We start from the raw sequence: 17,905 nt of genomic DNA, 5'->3' as shown, positions 1-17,905 counted from the left end.
AAATAAAACCCGCAGACTCTCGTTATAAACGAGGGAACAAAGGGGGGCAGGTCAACAGATATGATTGATCCATTGAAGGACTTTGATAGGCCTCCACCCTGCATGGGTCGCGCAAACATGACTTTTCTATCCTGCCATAGCCGTCGGTAAATTTTAAGGCACATCGTAAGTTCAATCAATTTCCTCTGTAGACCGTTCACAATAATCCGCATGGTCTTCAAACGCACCATGATCGCCCGCCGGAACAGCTTAGCGGGTATCCTTGTCCGTTTGCCAGCGGACTGCACCGCCATCCCAATGGTGACACTTGAAATGGCGCCTGCCTGAAATTTGATCCAGATCATGTTCGTCGTGTCACTTTCCGGCGAAGGTTGCGCGCATCAATCCACCGGATTGTCGGTGCGCTGATTCGAGCCGCCTGTTTCAGCATTGGAGATTTCGCATCATTTGCGGCGGTGGCCGCGATGTCAGAGGCAGGGGACGTTATGACGGGGGCGCAGGGTCGGCGCAATTTTCTGCGGGGTCGCTTTCAGCGGCTGGACCGGGATGTGATGCGTCCGCCGCAGGCCGTGGCAACGATGGCCGATCTGTGCAACGGCTGTGGAGAATGCATCGTCGCCTGTCCCCAGCGGATCATCCGCTTTGACGAGGACCGCCGCCCGGTGGTCGATCTGACGCGTGGAGAATGCACTTTTTGCGGCGACTGCGCGCGAGCCTGCCCCTCGGGTGCGCTTGATCCCGAAGCACCAGTGGACTGGCCGTGGCGTGCAACGGTATCGGATGGTTGCCTGTCGATGCAGGGCGTATTCTGCCGCACCTGCGAGGATGCCTGCGAACCTGATGCCATCCGGTTCAGGCTGGCCACGGGCGGGCGATCCATGCCCGCCATTGACTTTGGTCAATGCACTGGCTGCGGTGCTTGTGCCAGCATCTGCCCGTCTCTTGCCATCGGTTTCGTCCGCCAACAGCGCGAACCAGAAAAGGTTGAGCCATGAATATCTGCGGATGCCTTGTCCATGTTATGCCTGCTGCGACAGATGCGGCACGCGCGACGATGGAAACGATGGCGGGCGTTGAAATCCATGCCGCCGACGATGCCGGACGCATGGTCGTCGTGGTCGAGGATACGCCCGATCAACGCGCGTCTGAAATCATCATGGCGCTGCATCAGATTCCCGGCGTGCTGTCCGTCACGCTGAACTATCACCACTTTGAAGACCTGTCTCAAACCGCCCCTCACGCCAGACATACCAGCCGGAGGACTGTCGCATGACCGTTTCGGAATCCCGCCGCACTTTCCTGAAAGCCACCGCCGCCGCCAGCACGGCCGCTGCCGCTGGTATCCCGATGCTGACCGGGCAAGCCGCTGCGCAGGTCGCCACCCCGGACATCCGCTGGGACAAGGCGCCCTGCCGGTTCTGCGGCACCGGCTGTTCGGTTCTGGTCGGCACCAAGGATGGCCGCGTCGTGGCCACGCAGGGCGACCCGGATGCGCCGGTGAACCGGGGCCTGAACTGCATCAAGGGCTATTTCCTGTCCAAGATCATGTATGGCGACGACCGCCTAACCACGCCCCTGCTGCGCAAGCGGAACGGCGTGTTCGACAAGAACGGCGAATTTGAACCCGTAAGCTGGGACGAAGCCTTTGACATCATGGCCGAAAAATGGAAGGCCGCGCTGCGCGACAAAGGCCCCGAGGCCGTCGGCATGTTCGGTTCCGGCCAGTGGACCATCTGGGATGGTTATGCCGCGTCCAAGTTCATGAAGGCGGGGCTGCGGTCGAACAACATCGACCCGAACGCGCGGCACTGCATGGCCTCTGCCGTGGCAGGCTTCATGCGCACCTTCGGCATTGACGAGCCGATGGGTTGTTACGATGATTTCGAGGCCGCCGATACTTTCGTGCTGTGGGGCAGCAACATGGCCGAGATGCACCCGATCCTGTGGTCGCGTCTGACTGACACCCGCCTGACCAAGCCGGGCTGCGAGGTCCACGTCCTGTCCACCTATGAGCATCGCAGCTTTGAGCTGGCCGATAATGGCATGGTCTTCGTGCCGCAGACTGATCTGGCGATCCTGAACTATATCGCCAATTACATCATCCAGAATGACGCGGTAAACTGGGACTTCCTCGAAAAGCACGTCAACCTGACCAAGACCGCGACCGACATTGGCTACGGGCTGCGCGACGAGAACGAGTTGCAGTTGCAGGCGGCGAACCCCAATGACGGCACGCTGACCCCGATTGATTTCGACGAATACGCCGCATCGGTTGCGGAATATACGCTGGAAAAGACCGCTGAGCTGTCGGGCGTGCCCGCGCATCAGCTTGAACGGCTGGCGCAGCAATATGCCGATCCGAACCGCAAGGTCATGTCGCTGTGGACCATGGGTTTCAACCAGCACACGCGCGGCACCTGGGTCAACTCTCTGGCCTATAACGTCCACCTGCTGACCGGGAAGATCTCGGAGCCGGGTAACTCGCCGTTTTCGCTGACCGGGCAGCCCTCGGCCTGTGGGACTGCGCGCGAAGTGGGGACGTTCTCGCACCGTCTGCCCGCCGATATGGTGGTCACGAACGAAGAACACCGCCGCCATACCGAAAAGCTGTGGAACATCCCCGACGGCACGATCCCGGGAAAGGTCGGTTTCCATGCCGTGCAGCAGCACCGGATGCTGAAGGACGGGGTGCTGAACGCCTATTGGGTGCAATGCACCAACAACATGCAGGCCGCCCCGAACATGGATCAGGAAGGTCTGCCCGGCTATCGCAACCCGGCGAACTTTATCGTCGTGTCGGACCCTTACCCGACCGTGACCGCCATGGCCGCCGACCTGATCCTGCCGACTGCGATGTGGGTGGAAAAAGAGGGTGCCTATGGCAACGCCGAACGCCGCACTCAGTTCTGGCGCCAGCAGGTCATGCCGCCCGGAGAGGCGCGTTCCGACGTGTGGCAGGTGATGGAGTTTTCCAAGCGTTTCACCGTCGAGGAGGTCTGGCCCGCCGATCTGATCGCGAAAAAGCCGGAACTGGCCGGGAAAACGCTGTTCGAGGTGCTGTTCGCCAATGGCACCGTTGACAAATTCCCCGTCAGCGAGGTGGCCGAAGGCTTTGACAATCAGGAAAGCCATCATTTCGGGTTCTATGTGCATAAGGGCCTGTTCGAGGAATATGCCCAGTTCGGTCGCGGCCATGCCCATGACCTTGCGCCGTTCGAAACCTATCATCAGGCGCGCGGATTGCGCTGGCCTGTCGTGGACGGCAAGGAAACGCTGTATCGGTTCCGCGAAGGTTACGACCCCTATGTCGAGGCCGGGTCCGAGGTGCAGTTCTATGGCTACCCCGACAAAAAGGCCAAGATCATCTTTGCCCCCTACGAGGAACCGGCCGAGGCCCCGAACGCGGAATTCGACCTGTGGCTTTGCACCGGCCGCGTGCTGGAACACTGGCATTCGGGGTCGATGACGCGGCGCGTGCCGGAATTGCACCGGGCTTTTCCGTCGGCGGTGGTCTATATGCACCCCGAGGATGCGCAGGCGCGCGGTCTGCGGCGTGGTCAGGAAATCCGCATTTCCAGCCCGCGGGGTGAGATGCTCAGCCGTCTGGAAACGCGGGGTCGCAACAAGGTGCCGCGCGGGCTGGTGTTCGTGCCGTTCTTTGACGAAAGCCAGCTCATCAACAAGCTGACGCTGGACGCGACCTGCCCGATTTCCAAGGAGGCGGATTTCAAGAAATGCGCCTGTAAGGTCGAACGGGCCTGACCCGCGAGTGACAGCAGCCAGCCATGCCAGCCGCACTCACCCCTCTTTCGCCCAACCGTCGGCGGTTCCTGATGGATACCGCCCGGATGGCGGGCGGTTGTGTGGTGGCGGGTGCCGGTCTGGCATGGCTGGCACGTGACGCGCGGGCCTTACCGGCGGATGCACTGCGCCCGCCCGGTGTGCTGGCCGAAAGCGATTTTCTGGCTGCCTGCATCCGCTGTGGCCTGTGTGTGCGTGACTGCCCCTATGACACGCTGAAACTGGCGGAACTGGGCGCGGATGGCCCGGCGACCGGCACACCCTATTTCACCGCCCGCGATGTTCCTTGCGAGATGTGCGACGATATTCCTTGCGTCGCGGCTTGCCCGACCGGCGCGCTTGACCCCGCGCTGACCAACATCGACGACGCCCGGATGGGGACGGCGGTTCTGGTCGATCAGGAAAACTGTCTCAACTTTCTGGGGCTGCGCTGTGACGTCTGCTATCGCGTCTGCCCAGTGATTGACAAAGCGATCACGCTGGAAATGTCGCACAACAGCCGCTCGGGCCATCATGCGATTTTTGCGCCCACCGTCTATGCCGAACATTGCACCGGCTGCGGGTTGTGCGAGAAAAGCTGTGTCCTGCCCGAAGCGGCGATCAAGGTCTTGCCCGTGCGGCTGGCGCGCGGATCATCGGCGGAACATTACCTGAAAGGCTGGGAGGAACAGGAACGTCTTGGCGGTCCCGTGGTGGAGGGGATTCAGGGCCTGCCCGCCCGCCTGCCCGAAGGTGCGCCCGCCCTGCCGTCTTTAGACCCGGCGCTGAACCCCGAAGCCGGGGGCGGGGGCGCGTTCAAGCCCACATTCCAATTGCCGGGGGCAGGCCAATGAAACCGACCACCCAAGCCCCTATCGGTGCCGAGGCAATCGAGGCAAAAGGCTGGATCGGTGCACATCGTTTCCTGATCCTGCGCCGCGTCAGTCAGGCGTTTTTTCTGGCCCTGTTCCTGCTGGGACCGTGGTTCGGCATCTGGTGGGTGGCGGGAAATCTGGCCGGGTCGCGCACGCTGGACGTGCTGCCGCTGACCGATCCACTGATCCTTCTGCAAACCATTATTGCCGGACACTGGCCGGAACTGACAGCGATCATCGGCGCGGTGATCGTGTTGGTGGTTTATGCGGTGATCGGCGGGCGGGTCTATTGTTCATGGGTCTGCCCGATCAACCCGGTGACGGATGCCGCGCATTGGCTGCATGACCGCCTTGGCCTGCAAAAAGGCTGGCAACCCAAGCGCAGCACCCGGTTCTGGATATTGGGCGCGGCGCTGGCGGTATCGGCGCTGACGGGCATGATCGCCTGGGAACTGGTGAACCCGGTCACGATGGTGCATCGCGGGCTGGTGTTCGGGATGGGCTTTGCTTGGGGCATCGTCGCCATCGTGTTCCTGTTCGATCTGCTGGTCGCCCGGCGCGGCTGGTGCGGGCATCTTTGCCCGGTCGGCGCATTCTATGGCCTGATTGGCACGAAAAGCCTGATCCGTGTCAGCGCCGCCAACCGGGCGGCCTGCGACGACTGCATGGACTGCTTTGCCGTCTGTCCCGAAAATCAGGTGATTTCCCCGGCATTACGCGGCAAGCCGGGGCAAACGCCGCTGATCCTGTCGCCCGACTGCACCAATTGCGGACGTTGTATCGACGTATGTTCGGTCGATGTCTTTAACTTCACCCATCGCTTTGACAACCGCATCACCCCGCCGTCGAAAGAAGCGGCCTGAAACCTGAAACGGAGGACCAAGATGAAGCTGCCTATCCTTGCCGGAATTTCCGCGCTGACCCTTGTGTTTTCCTTTGGGGTCGCCGCTGCGCAAAGCTCGAACGAAGTGCGCAGCCTGCGCGGCGGCACCGCGCTGGATCAGACCCTGCCGCCGGACAATACCTATCAGCAGGTCGAGGGGCGCATTTCGCGCAATTACCGCCAGCAACCGCCGCTGACGCCGCATTCCATTGAACAGTATCAGATTGACCTGCGCACCAATCAGTGTCTGGCCTGCCATGACTGGACCAATGCAGGCGATCGTGGCGCACCTACTCTGTCGATGACGCATTACCAGAACCGTGATGGCGGTCAGATGGATACGGTCGCAGGCACGCGCTGGTTCTGCAACGCCTGCCACGTCCCGCAGGCGAATGCGCCCGATCTGGTGCGCAACGATTTCCGCCCGTCCAATATCTCGAATTAAGGGGGACACAGCAATGGCGGACTCGAACGGCACACCCAAACGCGGCTTCCTGCGCAGACTATGGGATGGCTTCTGGAGCCCGACCTCGGTTCTCAGCGTGGGGTTCTTGCTGATTGCGGGTTTTCTTGGCGGTATCCTGTTCTGGGGCGGTTTTCACTGGTCGCTTGAGGCGACCAATACCGAGGAATTCTGCACCTCTTGTCACACGATGGAGGTGAATCTGGGCGAATATCGTGAGACTGTCCACTATAATAACCATTCTGGCGTGCGTGCGATCTGTTCCGATTGTCACGTCCCGCATGAATGGTCGCACAAGATCAAGGCCAAGATCATGGCCGTCAAGGATGTCTATCACGAGATCGCAGGCACCATTTCCACGCCGGAAAAATACGAAGAACACCGGCTGGCCATGTCCGCCGCCGTCTGGCGCAAGATGAAGGCTTCCGACAGCCGCGAATGTCGCAATTGCCATGCGTTCGAATATATGGATTTCACCATGCAGGAACGCCGGGCTGCGACCGCGCATCAGCAGGCAGTGGATAACAGCATGACTTGCATCGACTGTCATCAGGGCATCGCGCACCGTCTGGCCCCCGGCTATCTTGAGGAATACCGCCGCGTCGTGGACGAACTGGCGCAGACGTCGGCCCCGCTCGGTGACACTGATGTCGCGGCGGTGCAGTCGTGGCTGAACCGTTCATCGAACTGACAGGAGGCGCAGGATGTTGGGATTTCTTGATTTTCTGGGGACGCTTGGCAGCAATGTGATCGGTCTGCCGGGGATTCTGGGGCTGGCTTTGGGGATGATGACCCGCAACTGGATCATCGCTGCCATTGCGGGCGGGATCGTTGGCATCGGGCATGTGCTGATGTTCTACGACCTGAACCTGCCTGAAACCACGACCCTGACCTTTGTGGTCGCGGTTGTGGTCGGCGTGGCCTTTGGTATTCTGGGCTGCCTTATCCGGCGCAAGGGGGCGCTGGTCTGACGGGTGAGAGGGTGGTCTCCGGTTCCTTGTGGAAGTGGTGCTGCCAGTCCGCGAGAGTGTGCAGAAATGCGGCAGGTGACGCACCTTTCCAGCGGGCCGGGATTGTTGATGTCGGGCGCTTTGGAATAGCCGGTTCGCTGGTCAATTCGGGCTACAACATAGCTTAGAAGGCCCCGCAATTTGGGGGACTTCGCCATTGCGATGAACGGCCATGCGGATCAAGGGTGCCTCTGCACTCCGGTCTGGGCTCCCGGTGTGGCTTGCATTCCTGCTGCCGTTCTACTGGGTCCTGCACTGGGCCGCGCTCCTGCTGGCCCTCTCCGACCTCGTGCGCGACCCCGCCCACTGGCGCAAGATCGACCACGGCGCGGCGGTGCGGGCAGCGGCGGCTTGAGAACATGGGTGGCAGGAGGGGCAGATTTTGTGGCAAACAACAAAGAATGCACAAGTGGAAGAATCAATGAAACAACTGACGGCAATCGAGTCATTCTGTGGAGCGGGGGGCATGGCGCTGGGCCTCCGGGATGCAGGCTTTGACGTGCGAATGTCGTTTGACATCGTTCCGGCCCACATCAAGACCCACACGCACAATCTGGGGCCTCATGCGATGGTCCTTGATGCAATTGAGGCGAAGGGGGCAGACCTGTTAAGCCGGGCCGGGCTCAAGCGGGGGGAGCTTGACGTCTTTTCCGGTGGACCGCCTTGCCAAGGCTTTTCCAAGCAACGGCGTGGCGCTGCGGCACTTGACGACCTCCGCAACCGCCTTGTGCTGGAATTTGCCCGGCTGACAAACGAGATGATGCCACGCGCGTTCCTCTTTGAGAATGTCGCAATCTTTGGGCAGAAGCGGGGCGCGGCCTTGATCCAAGAGATGGGCGCAATTCTTGCCAGCTATCGGGTTCACTGCTTTCAGGTCTGTTCCTCCGACTTCGGATTGGCCCAGACACGGAGCAGGTTCATCATGATTGGCTTGCGCGACGATTTGCAGGCAAGCCGCCCCGTCCTGATGCACTCCAACAGCCGTGCGACGGTGCGCGACGTGATCGCAGACCTCCCGCCGCCGCCCGACGATTATTCAGAACATGCCTCAATCCCCAACCATCAGAAGTGCAAGATCACCAAGTTGAACGAGGAACGGTTTTCGCACGTCCCTCAAGGCGGGGGCTGGCAGGATATTCCGTGGGACCTGCGGCTGCCTTGCCACCAAGTGACCGATGTGAAGAAGGGTGGCTGGCCCGATGTGTATGGGCGGCTCCGCTGGGATGGGCTTTGCCCGACGATCACGGTGGGCTTTGACAGCTTCACCCGTGGCCGTTATGGCCACCCCGAACAGCATCGTGCCATCACGCCTCGGGAGGCCGCGCGCTTGCAGGGCTTCCCGGATGACTTCCAATTCTTAGGCAACCGGATGGACGTGCGGACCCAGATTGGAAATGCAGTTCCGCCGCCGCTGGCCCGTGCCGCCGGGCAGGCGATCATCAGGGCCTTTGATGGAGAGCGTGTTTCCCAGTCGGGAACGCGCGCCGTGCGGGAGTTGGGTGCCCCCGCCCAGCTTGCGCTGATCTAGCCCAAGTGAGCTGCCATGTCGTCAAACAGGCAGTGGATGGGCTTAACGTCTATCACGGACCCAAGATCAGGCCGCGCATACCGAACCGGAATGTCGCAGTAGTAGAGCCCGTTGAGCTTTGACAGGTGCTTCTGGAAAAGCGCGACGGTGCCCGGGACGCAAATTTGCTTCACCGTCCCGGTGTTGTCGTCGCGCTGCACTTCGCTAATGCAGGCGAGGAAACTGCCAAATTGTCCGGGGTAGGCGGAGTCAAGGATGCGCTGGTGAGCGAAGGGCTGCACAATCCGCTCCCGCGTCGTGATCTTCATGGGCACAATCGCGCCCTTCCCGGTTTTTGGGTTGGTCAGCACGAGGTCGGTTGAGACTGAATCGTCCCGGTAGGTCTCCACTGCGTCGCCTTCTTCGCCAGACACGTCCACAAGCGCATCCGCTGTTGCCGCCACGGGGAGAGGTCCTTGATCGGAATGTGTTTGGTCAGGGCCAGCCCGGGGAACCGGACGCGCGCGGCGGACGCCATCATCACCTCAAAGAAGGTTCCCGGAGTTTTCCTGCTCTTGGGCTTCCAAACATCGTAGCACAGGCAGAAAGCTGACACGGTGGTGTAGACAACACGGTCAAAGCGGTCTGGGTCGGACTTCCCCGCCCGCAGTTCCTCCGCAAAGGCCCGCGCCTCCTCGTTGAAGTCCTTGACGTTAGCAATGAAAAGGTCGGGACGGTAAGGGCGGCTGAGCGCTCCTTTGTCGTCAGCAACCCAATACTCAATCCTTGGCGGGCCAGCGAACATTCCGAAGGGCCGAAGCGTTGCGTGGCTGTTGAGAGCGACAAGGCAGCGCGCCCCGACCAAAATCGTCTCAGCCAGCGCGTTGCCGCCCTCGTCATACTTCTTCTTCGCCACGCCGAAGGCGGATGCAATGTCGGTCAGCACCCTGCACCGCCCGCCGCAATCCGCGCGTTGCGCAGTGCTAGAACATCATCATGAAGCGCCAAACCCAATCCCCCACCAAAACCGGAATGGTCAAGGGATACAGCAGGTTGGCTTGATTGTGAAGGAGTGGATGGCGACCCCGGGACGACTCGAACGCCCAACCTAGTGATTAGAAGTCACTTGCTCTATCCAGTTGAGCTACGGGGCCGTGATTCCTCTGATAGCGGTTCGGAAAACGGTTCGCAACGCCGCACCCTCCCCCTAGTGTGTTGTTTCCCCACCCGTTTCCTGCGCCAGAGCCGGGACTTAGAGGGCCACTGGTCTCTTGGCCTAACCACTTAGTTTCTAAGCGTTTTCTACCGCCTGTTTTGACATTATGCAATTGCGATGCAATTGAACAATGGCGACCTTGCCGCGACTCGAACGCGGAACCTGCCGCTTAGAAGGCGGCTGCACTATCCAGTTGTGCTACGAGGCCGGAGACTCGACGTTTAAACGACAAGCGGCTTCTGGGCAAGGCGTTCGCGCCAACCCTCGTTGTCCATTCCCGCACACCAGCCGTGAGGAGGTTGCGGCGCTGCTCGCCCGGCTTCATCCCAGCCAGGTGACATTCAGCCGCCTGCGCGAGCAGAGCGATCCAGCCATGAAAAGTACTGTTGGGGTCTAGGAAGAACTGCTCACCGCGCGCCCAGACTTGCCCGGTCTCTGACACGAAGACAAGTTTGCCCATCGCATCCGTCGCAGAACGATAGACCCACTCAAGGCAGGCCTGTTCCTCAGGCGTCAGGTTCAGCATTGTTGCCCTCGGCGTTTGCGGCCATTTCCATGCGACGGAACTTGTCCTGCATGTGGCCGGGGAGATCATCCAAGCTGCGGAACGTGCGCACCTTGTAGCCCTCCTTCTCGGCCTGCAAACGCCGATGCACGATGCCTGTGCCGGTCTGCATGTCGGCCCGCACATACCGGACGCGTTCATGCTCGTCGTCGAAGGTGAAGACGGTCGATTTCATGATTTCCGACTGGCCCGTGTTGCGCCGCGTCGGATCTTCGCTGGCTTCGATCACGCGCAGAGGCACGCCGCGTTTCTCGGCTTCCTGCTTCGCCTCGCGGTACTTGATCGGATTCCGGGCATCCTCGCGGGACAAATAGACGCCGGGTTCCTGTTGCGAACCGGCCAAGATCAACTTGCCCGTGGCATCGCGCGTGAAGTTCGCGGCCTTCAAGGCCCGTTCGCGCTGATCGGCTTCAAGCTGGGCGAGCAGCTTGTCCACGGAGGACAGCGCTGTTTCCTTTTCGCGGGCCGCTTCTTTCTTCTCGTCCAGCACCTTGCCGTTGAAGGCGTGCAGGTCGTCGAGCCGCTTTTGCTGGGCTGTCACTGTCTGGGTCAGGCTGGTGACTTGGGCGATGAGCGCTTGCAGCGCGGCTGTCGTATCGTCAGGCATCTTCGGTCCTCTCTCAAATGCGAACGGCGGGCAGTTCCGAGCTTGCCCGCCGCTCTCATTTCACCAGAGAGAAACGCGAAGCACCGCTCGCCAGTAGGTGAACGATAAGTCCTTGAGGGGGCTTCCAAAACACGAGAACTAGGTGGAGGACGGGAAGAACAAGGTGGAGGTCAGGCCGCGCGTGAAATGCGCCGCTTCCTGACAAAGACCTTCGTTTCCGCGTCGATGATGCCTTCATCGTGGCGCGTGATGCCTGTTTCCTCAACGCGCTGGTTGATCTCGGCTGCGGTCTGGGCCGCTTCAATCACACCCATGTTCGGCCAAGTTCCAAGGGTCTCGGTGAAGTTCTGACCCTTCCAGAACTTGCGATAGCGCCACGTCTTCGAGCGCGTGCCGACTTCCAAGTAGAGGTTCGGATAGCGGGCGTCGCGATACCGTGTTGCCTGCCCGCCTTCGTGCGCGGCCTTGTCGAGCGCGCCTTTGGTGAAGGTCATTTCTTGCGTTGCCATAGCGGCCTCCATGCAATCGACTATGCAATTGCATGGCACCCAACGGCGGGTCTGATCAACAGAAGGTGCTGATTTTGTTAGGTAATCCCACCGTCAGCGATGATCAGGAAGGCCGGATGATCTGATTAGAAGTCGGCTGCTCTATCCAGTTGAGCTACGGGACCGCTACCCTGTCTTTGCGCGATTGTTGGGCGTGGTGCAAGCGGGAAGGTGGTTTGCCTCCGGCGGGGATATTTTCAGACAGAAGATGACAGGCGTTCGGCGCGGGCCAGATCGTCGGGGGTGTTGATGTTGAAGAACGGGTCAAGAGGCTGGCTGTCAAAGTGGACCAGTTGCAGTCCATGCGGGTCGGCCCAGAGGCGCGGACGGCGGGTGCCGTTGGCGATGGCACGGCGCAGGTCGTCGCGCAGATGCGTGGGCCAGAGACCAAAGGTCGGATGAAAGCGCAATTGGCCGCTGTCGTCGGGCGAGGCAGCGATGGCCAGCGGACCTGCGGCTTGCAGGCGGGGGATCAGGTCAAGCGGCAGGAAGGGCGTGTCGGCGGCGGCGGTCACAACGGCGGCTGCGCCAAGGCCGGCAGCCCAATCCATCGCGGCAAGGATGCCCGCCAGCGGGCCGGGCTGGCCGGGGATGCTGTCGGGCTGGATTGGCAGGCCGAGATGCTCCAGCCGTGCCGGGTCGCCATTCGCGTTGATCGCCAACGGGCCGCATTGCGGGGTCAGCCGGGTGATGACATGGGCAATCAGCGGCTGACCGTTCAGCAGACGCAGGCCCTTGTCGCCGCCGCCCATGCGGGTTGCGCGGCCTCCGGCGAGGATCATGGCAGGGATTGGGGTCATGGCTGATGAGGAAAGGCCCCGCGGGTGGCGGGGCCTTTCGGGGCTGGCTTACGCCTTGCCCAGATAGATGTCGGTCAGTTTGTTCAGCAGCTCCAGAGCCTCCTCGCGCGACCGCTGGAAGCTGTTGCGGCCGATGATCGAGCCGTTGCCGCCACCGTCGCGGATTGCGCGGGCGTCGTCATAAACCGCATCGGCACCTTTGCTGGCCCCGCCCGAGAACACCACGATGCGGCGGCCAGCGAAGCTGGCGTCCATGCAATGCTTCACGCGTGCGGCTTGGGTCGCCACGTCGATCTGCTTGTCCAGATAGACCTTTTTCGCCTCGGGCAGCTCCAGATGGTCGGTGGACAGCTTGATCTTGATGATATGCGCCCCCAGCAGCGCGGCCATATGGGCGGCATAGGCGGCGATGTCGATGGCGGTTTCACCGTCCTTGCTGATCGCTTCACCGCGCGGATAGGACCACAGCACCGTCGGGATACCGACCGAGGCGGCCTCGGCGCGCAGTTCGCGGATTTCCTCGAACATATCCAGCGCCATGTCGGAACCCGGATAGATGGTGAAACCAATGGCCGAGCAGCCAAGGCGCAGCGCGTCCTGAACCGTCGCCGTCACGGCCTGATTCTTGCCCGCCGTGTCCGACATCAGGCTGTTGGCGCTGTTGCATTTCAGGATCGTGGGGATCTGCCCGGCAAAGGTATCGGCACCAGCCTCCAGCGAACCCAGCGGTGCGGCATAGGCGCTCAGCCCCGCGTCGATGGCCAGTTGATAGTGGTAATGCGGGTCATAGCCAGCCGGGTTCGGCGCAAAGCTGCGGGCCGGGCCATGTTCAAAACCCTGATCGACGGGCAGGATAATCATCTTGCCGGTGCCGCCGAGTTTGCCTTGCATCAGCATCCGCGCAAGGTTGCCCTTTACGCCCGGATTTTCGCCTTCGTAATTGGAAAGGATCTTGCGAACGGTATCGGTCATTTTCATGCTCGGATCTCCGGCTGTTCGGTTTGGATTGCCGCGGGTTTAGCAGATCAGACCCGCGTCGCAATGGTGATAGCGCCAACTGTAGCGCGGTTAAGGAAAGACCCGGCGCAGGGCCGGGTCTTTGTCGGTCAGCGTTTCGAGGCGCGCAGGGCGGTGACGCCGGGCAGCTCTTTGCCCTCCATCCATTCCAGAAAGGCGCCGCCTGCGGTCGAGATAAAGGTGAAATCCCCAGCAACGCCCGCCTTGTTCAGCGCCGCGACGGTATCGCCGCCGCCCGCGACCGAGATCAGCTTGCCGTCGCGGGTCAGCGCCGCCGCTGCTTGTGCCGCGGCGTTGGTGGCGGTGTCAAAGGACGGGATCTCGAACGCGCCAAGCGGGCCGTTCCAGATCAGCGTTTTGGAATTGGTGAAAACGGTGTCGATCGCCTGAACCGTCTGCGGACCGGCGTCAAGGATCATCGCATCCGCCGGGCATTGGTCAGCGGGAACAGTCTGCGACGCAGCCCCGGCTTTGAACTCTTGTGCGGTGACGACATCGCGGGGCAGGTGGATGGTGCAGCCCGCGCCCTCGGCTTTGGCCAGAATCTCGCGGGCGGTGTCGGCCATATCGCGTTCGGCCAGCGATTTTCCGACCTCGATCCCTTGTGCGACCAGGAAGGTGTTGGCCATGCCGCCGCCGATTACCAGATGGTCCACCTTTTCGATCAGGTTGGCCAGCAGCTCCAGCTTGGTCGAGACCTTGGCCCCGCCGACCACCGCCGTCACCGGGCGCTGCGGGTTGCCAAGCGCGGCGTCCAGCGCCTTGAGTTCCTCCTCCATCAGACGGCCGGCGGCGGCGGGCAGCAGATGGGCAACGCCCTCGGTCGAGGCATGGGCGCGGTGGGCGGCAGAAAACGCATCGTTCACATAGATCTGCCCAAGTGCGGCAATCGAGGCGGCGAAGGTCGGGTCGTTGGCCTCCTCCTCGGGGTGGAAGCGGGTGTTTTCCAGCAGCGCCACGTCACCGGGTTGCAGGGCCGCGACGCCGCGCTTTGCCACACCGCCGACGCAATCTTCGATAAAGGTGACGGGCTGACCCAGCGCGGTTTCCAGCGCCGGAACCGCTTGCCGCAGCGACATGGCGGGGACGGCCTGCCCCTTGGGGCGACCGAAATGGGCCAGCAGAACCGGGATACCGCCGTTGGCCTGAATGTCCTTGACGGTCGGGACGATCTTTTCGATGCGGGTGGCGTCGGTCACGCGGCCATTCTCGACCGGCACATTGATGTCCACACGGACCAGAACGACCTTGCCGTTCATGTCCATGTCGTCGATGGTGTTGAAATCGGCCATCGGGGGTATCCTTTCGCAAAGTCCCGTTTGGCCCGATTTGTCGCGGATCATCGCGGCGAGGTCAACTAAGCGTTAATTCGCGGAAATATGACCGGGGCAGGGGCGTTGCTTTCCCGGCAAGCGGCGTTTAGCCTGCCGCGCCAAGCGGAATAGCATAACAGGAGGCCCCCATGGCCGAGATCAAAGACCCTGAAAACACCATCATCATCGAGCTGAAGGACGGCCCCGTGGTTATCGAGCTGCTGCCCGATGTCGCCCCCAAACATGCCGAGCGCATGAAAGAGCTGGCCCGCGCCGGGAAATATGACAATGTGGCCTTCCATCGCGTGATCGACGGTTTCATGGCGCAGACCGGCGATGTGGAACATGCCAATATGGAGCAGGGCTGGAACCCGTCCCGCGCCGGGACCGGCGGTTCCGACCTGCCGGATCTGCCGGCCGAGTTCTCGAAACTGCCGCATGACCGTGGCACGCTTGGCGCGGCGCGGTCGATGAACCCGAACAGTGCCAACAGCCAGTTTTTCATCAATTTCAAGGATAACCACTTCCTGAATGGGCAATATACCGTCTATGGCCGGGTGATCTCGGGGATGGAATTCGTGGACAAGATCATGCGCGGCGAGCCACCCGCGTCGCCGGACCGGATGATCTCGGTCAAGGTGGCTGCTGATGCGTAATCTGCTGGCCGTTTCCGTATTTGCTTTGTCCGCAATTGCCGCGCAGGCCGAGGGGCTGCCCGGTGTCACCGACGGTCCCGGCCCGAATATGGTGATCGAGGTGGCCGATGCTGCCGGCACCGCCAAGGGCAAGATCGTTCTGGACCTTTACGCTGACAAGGCCCCGAACCATGTCGAACGGCTGGTCACGCTGGCGCGTGAAGGGAAATACGATGGCGTCGTGTTCCATCGCGTGATCGACGGTTTCATGGCGCAGACCGGCGACGTGCAATATGGTCGCCAGGGTGGCGATACCGCCATGGCCGGGATGGGCGGTTCCGACCTGCCCGACCTGCGGGCCGAGTTCAATGACGTGTCCTTCCAGAAAGGCACTGTCGGCATGGCGCGGTCGCAAGATCCCAACAGCGCCAACAGCCAGTTCTTTATCGACCTGGCTCCGGCAACCTTCCTTGACGGGCAATATACCGTTGTTGGTCAGTTGGTTGACGGCTGGGACGTGCTGAACAGCATCAAAAAGGGCGACCCTGCCGCGAATGGCGCGGTGGACCGGCCCGATTATATGCTGAAGGTCACGATTCAGGAATAAGCGAAGGGGGGCGGAGACGCCCCCTTTTCAATATCGCCCGCAGCACCGATATTGGCGGGCATGAGTTTGCCGCCGTCTTTCCTTGATGACATCCGCGCCCGCGTCCCGATCAGCCGGATCGTGGGCCGCAAAGTCACATGGGATCTGCGCAAGTCGAATCAGGCGCGGGGGGATTGGTGGGCGCCTTGCCCCTTCCATCAGGAAAAATCGGCCAGTTTTCACTGCGACGACCAAAAGGGGTTTTATTACTGTTTTGGCTGCCACGCCAAGGGCGACGTCTTTGGTTTTCTGCGCGATGCCGACGGGATGGAGTTCATGGAGGCCGTCCGCCTGCTCGCTAATGAGGCTGGCCTGACCCTGCCCGAGCGCGACCCTGCCGAGGCGCAACGCGCCGACCGCCGCGCCACGCTGGTGGATGCGACCGAACAGGCGGTGCGCTGGTTTCGGATGCAGCTTTCCACCGCAGCGGCGGCAGAGGCGCGGGACTATCTGGCCCGGCGCGGGCTGGATGCGGCGGCGCTGGAGCGGTTCGAGATCGGCTTTGCCCCCAATGACCGCCACGCCCTGTTTCGGGCGCTGCGCGACAAGGGACTGGAGGCGGCGCTGATCGTCGAATCCGGCCTTGCCGCCAAGCCCGATGACGGTGGCGAACCTTATGACCGTTTCCGGGGTCGGATCATTTACCCGATCCGCGACGGGCGGGGGCGGGCCATTGCTTTTGGCGGTCGGGCGATGGACCCGAACGCGCGGGCGAAATATCTCAACAGCCCGGAAACGCCAATCTTCGACAAGGGGCGCAACCTTTACAACCTTGGTCCGGCGCGGGCGGCGGTGGCCAAGGGCGCGCCGCTGATTGTGGCCGAAGGGTATATGGACGTGATTGCCCTTGTCCGCGCCGGGTTTGAAGGCGCGGTCGCGCCTCTTGGCACCGCGATCACCGACAGTCAGTTGCAACTGATGTGGCGCATCTCGCCCGAACCGGTGATTATGCTGGACGGCGACGCGGCGGGACAACGCGCCGCGCTGCGGCTGATCGACATGGCTCTGCCCATGAGCGGGCCAGGGCAGGCGCTGCGTTTCGTGACCCTGCCCGCCGGGCAAGACCCCGACGACCTGATCCGCGACCACGGTGCGGGGGCGATGGCGGTGCTGCTGGCGCAGGCGCGGCCTCTGGTCGATCTGCTGTGGTCGCGCGAAACTGAAGGTAAGGTGTTTGACAGCCCCGAGCGCCGCGCCGCGCTGGACCATGCGCTGCGTCAGGCAATTGCAAAAATCCCCGATGAAACTACGCGCAATCACTATGCGCAGGAACTCAAGCGCAAACGCTGGGAGATGTTCAGCGGCGGCGCAGGTGGTGGGGCCGGTAGCGGGGCCGGGCGCGGGCGCTTTACCCCCGGTCTGCGGAACCGCCGAAACGAAGGTGCCGCGCCACAGACACGGGCGTCGGCGCTGGTGACGGGGGATGTGGGCGATACGTTGCTGGAGGCGGTGGTGCTGATGCTCTGCGCCCGGCATCAGGTGCTGATTGCCCGGCTTGAATCGCGGCTGGAGCGGCTGGAGCCGCAAGACCCAGACCGCGCGGCGCTGGTTCACGATCTGCTGACCGCGACAAGTTGCGAGGCCGGGGGGCGCGCTCTTGAACGGCTGCGGGCCGATCCCCATGTGTCCAGCACCGCCATCATCAACGACGAGGACACGGCTTTGACCATCGTGGAAAACGCGCTGGACCGGCTGGAAGCCCGGCGTGCCGCCCGTCAGGGGCTGGCCCGTGCCGAGGCCGAGATTGCCGGCCTTGCCGATGAGGGTCTGACCTGGCGTATGAGCCAGCTTGCCCGCGCCCGGCAGCGTGCCGAGCATCCCGATATGGATGATACCAGCGATCTTGGTGAGGATCACGAGGCGCTGGCGGCCAGCCTGAAAGCCAAGCTGGATGCGCAGATCTGGCGCAAGGGCGGGGCCTGACCCCGTTCGCCCGAAACGAATCAGTTGCGAATCACGCGGCGTCCGGGCTTTGACAGCCACGCCGTAAACGCTAAAAATCCACCGAATCGCCAAGTGATTCGCTGCCCCGCGAATCAC

21 protein-coding genes and 2 tRNA genes are annotated in these 17,905 nt (G+C 62.1%); 13 read left to right on the top strand and 10 right to left on the bottom strand.

The window, feature by feature from the left end:
* The coding region (locus Q4G24_RS11620) for a hypothetical protein (protein WP_303366698.1) at positions 1-344 on the bottom strand (344 nt) is incomplete at its 3' end.
* A gap of 141 nt (positions 345-485) precedes the next feature.
* Between Q4G24_RS11620 and napF the strand changes: the two genes are divergently transcribed.
* The 10 genes from napF (at position 486) to Q4G24_RS11570 (ending at position 8,539) form a co-directional block, all read left to right on the top strand.
* Positions 486-995, top strand: coding sequence for a ferredoxin-type protein NapF (gene napF / locus Q4G24_RS11615; RefSeq protein WP_303366697.1), 510 nt, complete (start codon positions 486-488; stop codon positions 993-995).
* Entirely contained in the window at positions 992-1,273 is a 282-nt protein-coding gene (locus Q4G24_RS11610) for a chaperone NapD (RefSeq protein WP_303366696.1), read from the top strand. The genes napF and Q4G24_RS11610 overlap by 4 nt, the downstream gene beginning before the upstream one ends.
* Positions 1,270-3,762: a nitrate reductase catalytic subunit NapA gene (gene napA / locus Q4G24_RS11605; protein WP_303366695.1), complete on the top strand. Its 2,493-nt coding sequence runs from the start codon at positions 1,270-1,272 to the stop codon at positions 3,760-3,762. The genes Q4G24_RS11610 and napA overlap by 4 nt, the downstream gene beginning before the upstream one ends.
* Before the next feature lie 23 nt (positions 3,763-3,785).
* The gene (gene napG, locus Q4G24_RS11600) at positions 3,786-4,634 is read left to right on the top strand and encodes a ferredoxin-type protein NapG (RefSeq protein ID WP_303366694.1); all 849 of its coding nucleotides are present in this window, start codon (positions 3,786-3,788) and stop codon (positions 4,632-4,634) included.
* Positions 4,631-5,518 carry a quinol dehydrogenase ferredoxin subunit NapH gene (gene napH, locus Q4G24_RS11595; protein WP_303366693.1) on the top strand — a complete coding sequence of 296 codons (888 nt, stop codon included), beginning with the start codon at positions 4,631-4,633 and terminating at the stop codon, positions 5,516-5,518. The genes napG and napH overlap by 4 nt, the downstream gene beginning before the upstream one ends.
* A gap of 21 nt (positions 5,519-5,539) precedes the next feature.
* Positions 5,540-5,983 (top strand): nitrate reductase cytochrome c-type subunit, encoded by a 444-nt coding sequence (locus Q4G24_RS11590; protein WP_303366692.1) that lies wholly within the window; start codon positions 5,540-5,542, stop codon positions 5,981-5,983.
* Between the two features lie 13 nt (positions 5,984-5,996).
* The gene (locus Q4G24_RS11585) at positions 5,997-6,692 is read left to right on the top strand and encodes a NapC/NirT family cytochrome c (RefSeq protein WP_303366691.1); all 696 of its coding nucleotides are present in this window, start codon (positions 5,997-5,999) and stop codon (positions 6,690-6,692) included.
* A gap of 13 nt (positions 6,693-6,705) precedes the next feature.
* Positions 6,706-6,972: a hypothetical protein gene (locus Q4G24_RS11580; protein ID WP_303366690.1), complete on the top strand. Its 267-nt coding sequence runs from the start codon at positions 6,706-6,708 to the stop codon at positions 6,970-6,972.
* A gap of 211 nt (positions 6,973-7,183) precedes the next feature.
* The gene (locus Q4G24_RS11575; protein ID WP_303366689.1) at positions 7,184-7,366 is read left to right on the top strand and encodes a hypothetical protein; all 183 of its coding nucleotides are present in this window, start codon (positions 7,184-7,186) and stop codon (positions 7,364-7,366) included.
* Positions 7,367-7,432: 66 nt separating this feature from the next.
* On the top strand, positions 7,433-8,539 hold the full coding sequence (locus Q4G24_RS11570; RefSeq protein ID WP_303366688.1) for a DNA cytosine methyltransferase: 1,107 nt from the start codon (positions 7,433-7,435) through the stop codon (positions 8,537-8,539).
* Here the strand turns inward: Q4G24_RS11570 and Q4G24_RS11565 are convergent.
* The 9 genes from Q4G24_RS11565 to pgk all read right to left on the bottom strand — a co-directional run bounded on the left by Q4G24_RS11565 (position 8,536) and on the right by pgk (position 14,563).
* The gene (locus Q4G24_RS11565; RefSeq protein ID WP_303366687.1) at positions 8,536-8,853 is read right to left on the bottom strand and encodes a hypothetical protein; all 318 of its coding nucleotides are present in this window, start codon (positions 8,851-8,853) and stop codon (positions 8,536-8,538) included. The two genes, Q4G24_RS11570 and Q4G24_RS11565, sit on opposite strands and share 4 nt — an antisense overlap.
* 29 nt (positions 8,854-8,882) lie before the next feature.
* Complete coding sequence (locus Q4G24_RS11560; protein WP_303366686.1) at positions 8,883-9,464, bottom strand: hypothetical protein; 582 nt, start codon at positions 9,462-9,464, stop codon at positions 8,883-8,885.
* A 131-nt stretch (positions 9,465-9,595) separates the two neighbouring features.
* A tRNA-Arg gene (locus Q4G24_RS11555) sits at positions 9,596-9,672 on the bottom strand.
* 193 nt (positions 9,673-9,865) lie between these two features.
* Positions 9,866-9,942 (bottom strand) — tRNA-Arg (locus tag Q4G24_RS11550).
* A gap of 298 nt (positions 9,943-10,240) precedes the next feature.
* On the bottom strand, positions 10,241-10,906 hold the full coding sequence (locus tag Q4G24_RS11545) for a hypothetical protein (RefSeq protein WP_303366685.1): 666 nt from the start codon (positions 10,904-10,906) through the stop codon (positions 10,241-10,243).
* Positions 10,907-11,076: 170 nt separating this feature from the next.
* Positions 11,077-11,415, bottom strand: a complete 339-nt coding sequence (locus tag Q4G24_RS11540) for an Arm DNA-binding domain-containing protein (RefSeq protein WP_303366684.1) — start codon at positions 11,413-11,415, stop codon at positions 11,077-11,079.
* A gap of 236 nt (positions 11,416-11,651) precedes the next feature.
* The gene (gene mobA / locus Q4G24_RS11535) at positions 11,652-12,254 is read right to left on the bottom strand and encodes a molybdenum cofactor guanylyltransferase MobA (protein WP_303366683.1); all 603 of its coding nucleotides are present in this window, start codon (positions 12,252-12,254) and stop codon (positions 11,652-11,654) included.
* A gap of 48 nt (positions 12,255-12,302) precedes the next feature.
* Entirely contained in the window at positions 12,303-13,232 is a 930-nt protein-coding gene (locus Q4G24_RS11530) for a class I fructose-bisphosphate aldolase (protein ID WP_303366682.1), read from the bottom strand.
* A 128-nt stretch (positions 13,233-13,360) separates the two neighbouring features.
* Positions 13,361-14,563: a phosphoglycerate kinase gene (gene pgk, locus Q4G24_RS11525; protein ID WP_303366681.1), complete on the bottom strand. Its 1,203-nt coding sequence runs from the start codon at positions 14,561-14,563 to the stop codon at positions 13,361-13,363.
* A 170-nt stretch (positions 14,564-14,733) separates the two neighbouring features.
* Between pgk and Q4G24_RS11520 the strand changes: the two genes are divergently transcribed.
* From Q4G24_RS11520 to dnaG, 3 genes are all read left to right on the top strand, one after another.
* Positions 14,734-15,240: a peptidylprolyl isomerase gene (locus Q4G24_RS11520; protein WP_303366680.1), complete on the top strand. Its 507-nt coding sequence runs from the start codon at positions 14,734-14,736 to the stop codon at positions 15,238-15,240.
* An 88-nt stretch (positions 15,241-15,328) separates the two neighbouring features.
* Positions 15,329-15,826 (top strand): peptidylprolyl isomerase, encoded by a 498-nt coding sequence (locus tag Q4G24_RS11515; protein WP_303366699.1) that lies wholly within the window; start codon positions 15,329-15,331, stop codon positions 15,824-15,826.
* Positions 15,827-15,886: 60 nt separating this feature from the next.
* On the top strand, positions 15,887-17,788 hold the full coding sequence (gene dnaG, locus Q4G24_RS11510) for a DNA primase (protein ID WP_303366679.1): 1,902 nt from the start codon (positions 15,887-15,889) through the stop codon (positions 17,786-17,788).
* The last annotated feature ends 117 nt before the right edge of the window (positions 17,789-17,905 follow it).

Origin of the sequence: Paracoccus sp. (in: a-proteobacteria) (assembly GCF_030538695.1) — a bacterium.
Lineage (GTDB): Bacteria > Pseudomonadota > Alphaproteobacteria > Rhodobacterales > Rhodobacteraceae > Paracoccus.
The sequence above is the reverse complement of the archived record's forward strand: the minus strand, read 5'-3'. Positions and strand labels throughout refer to the sequence as shown.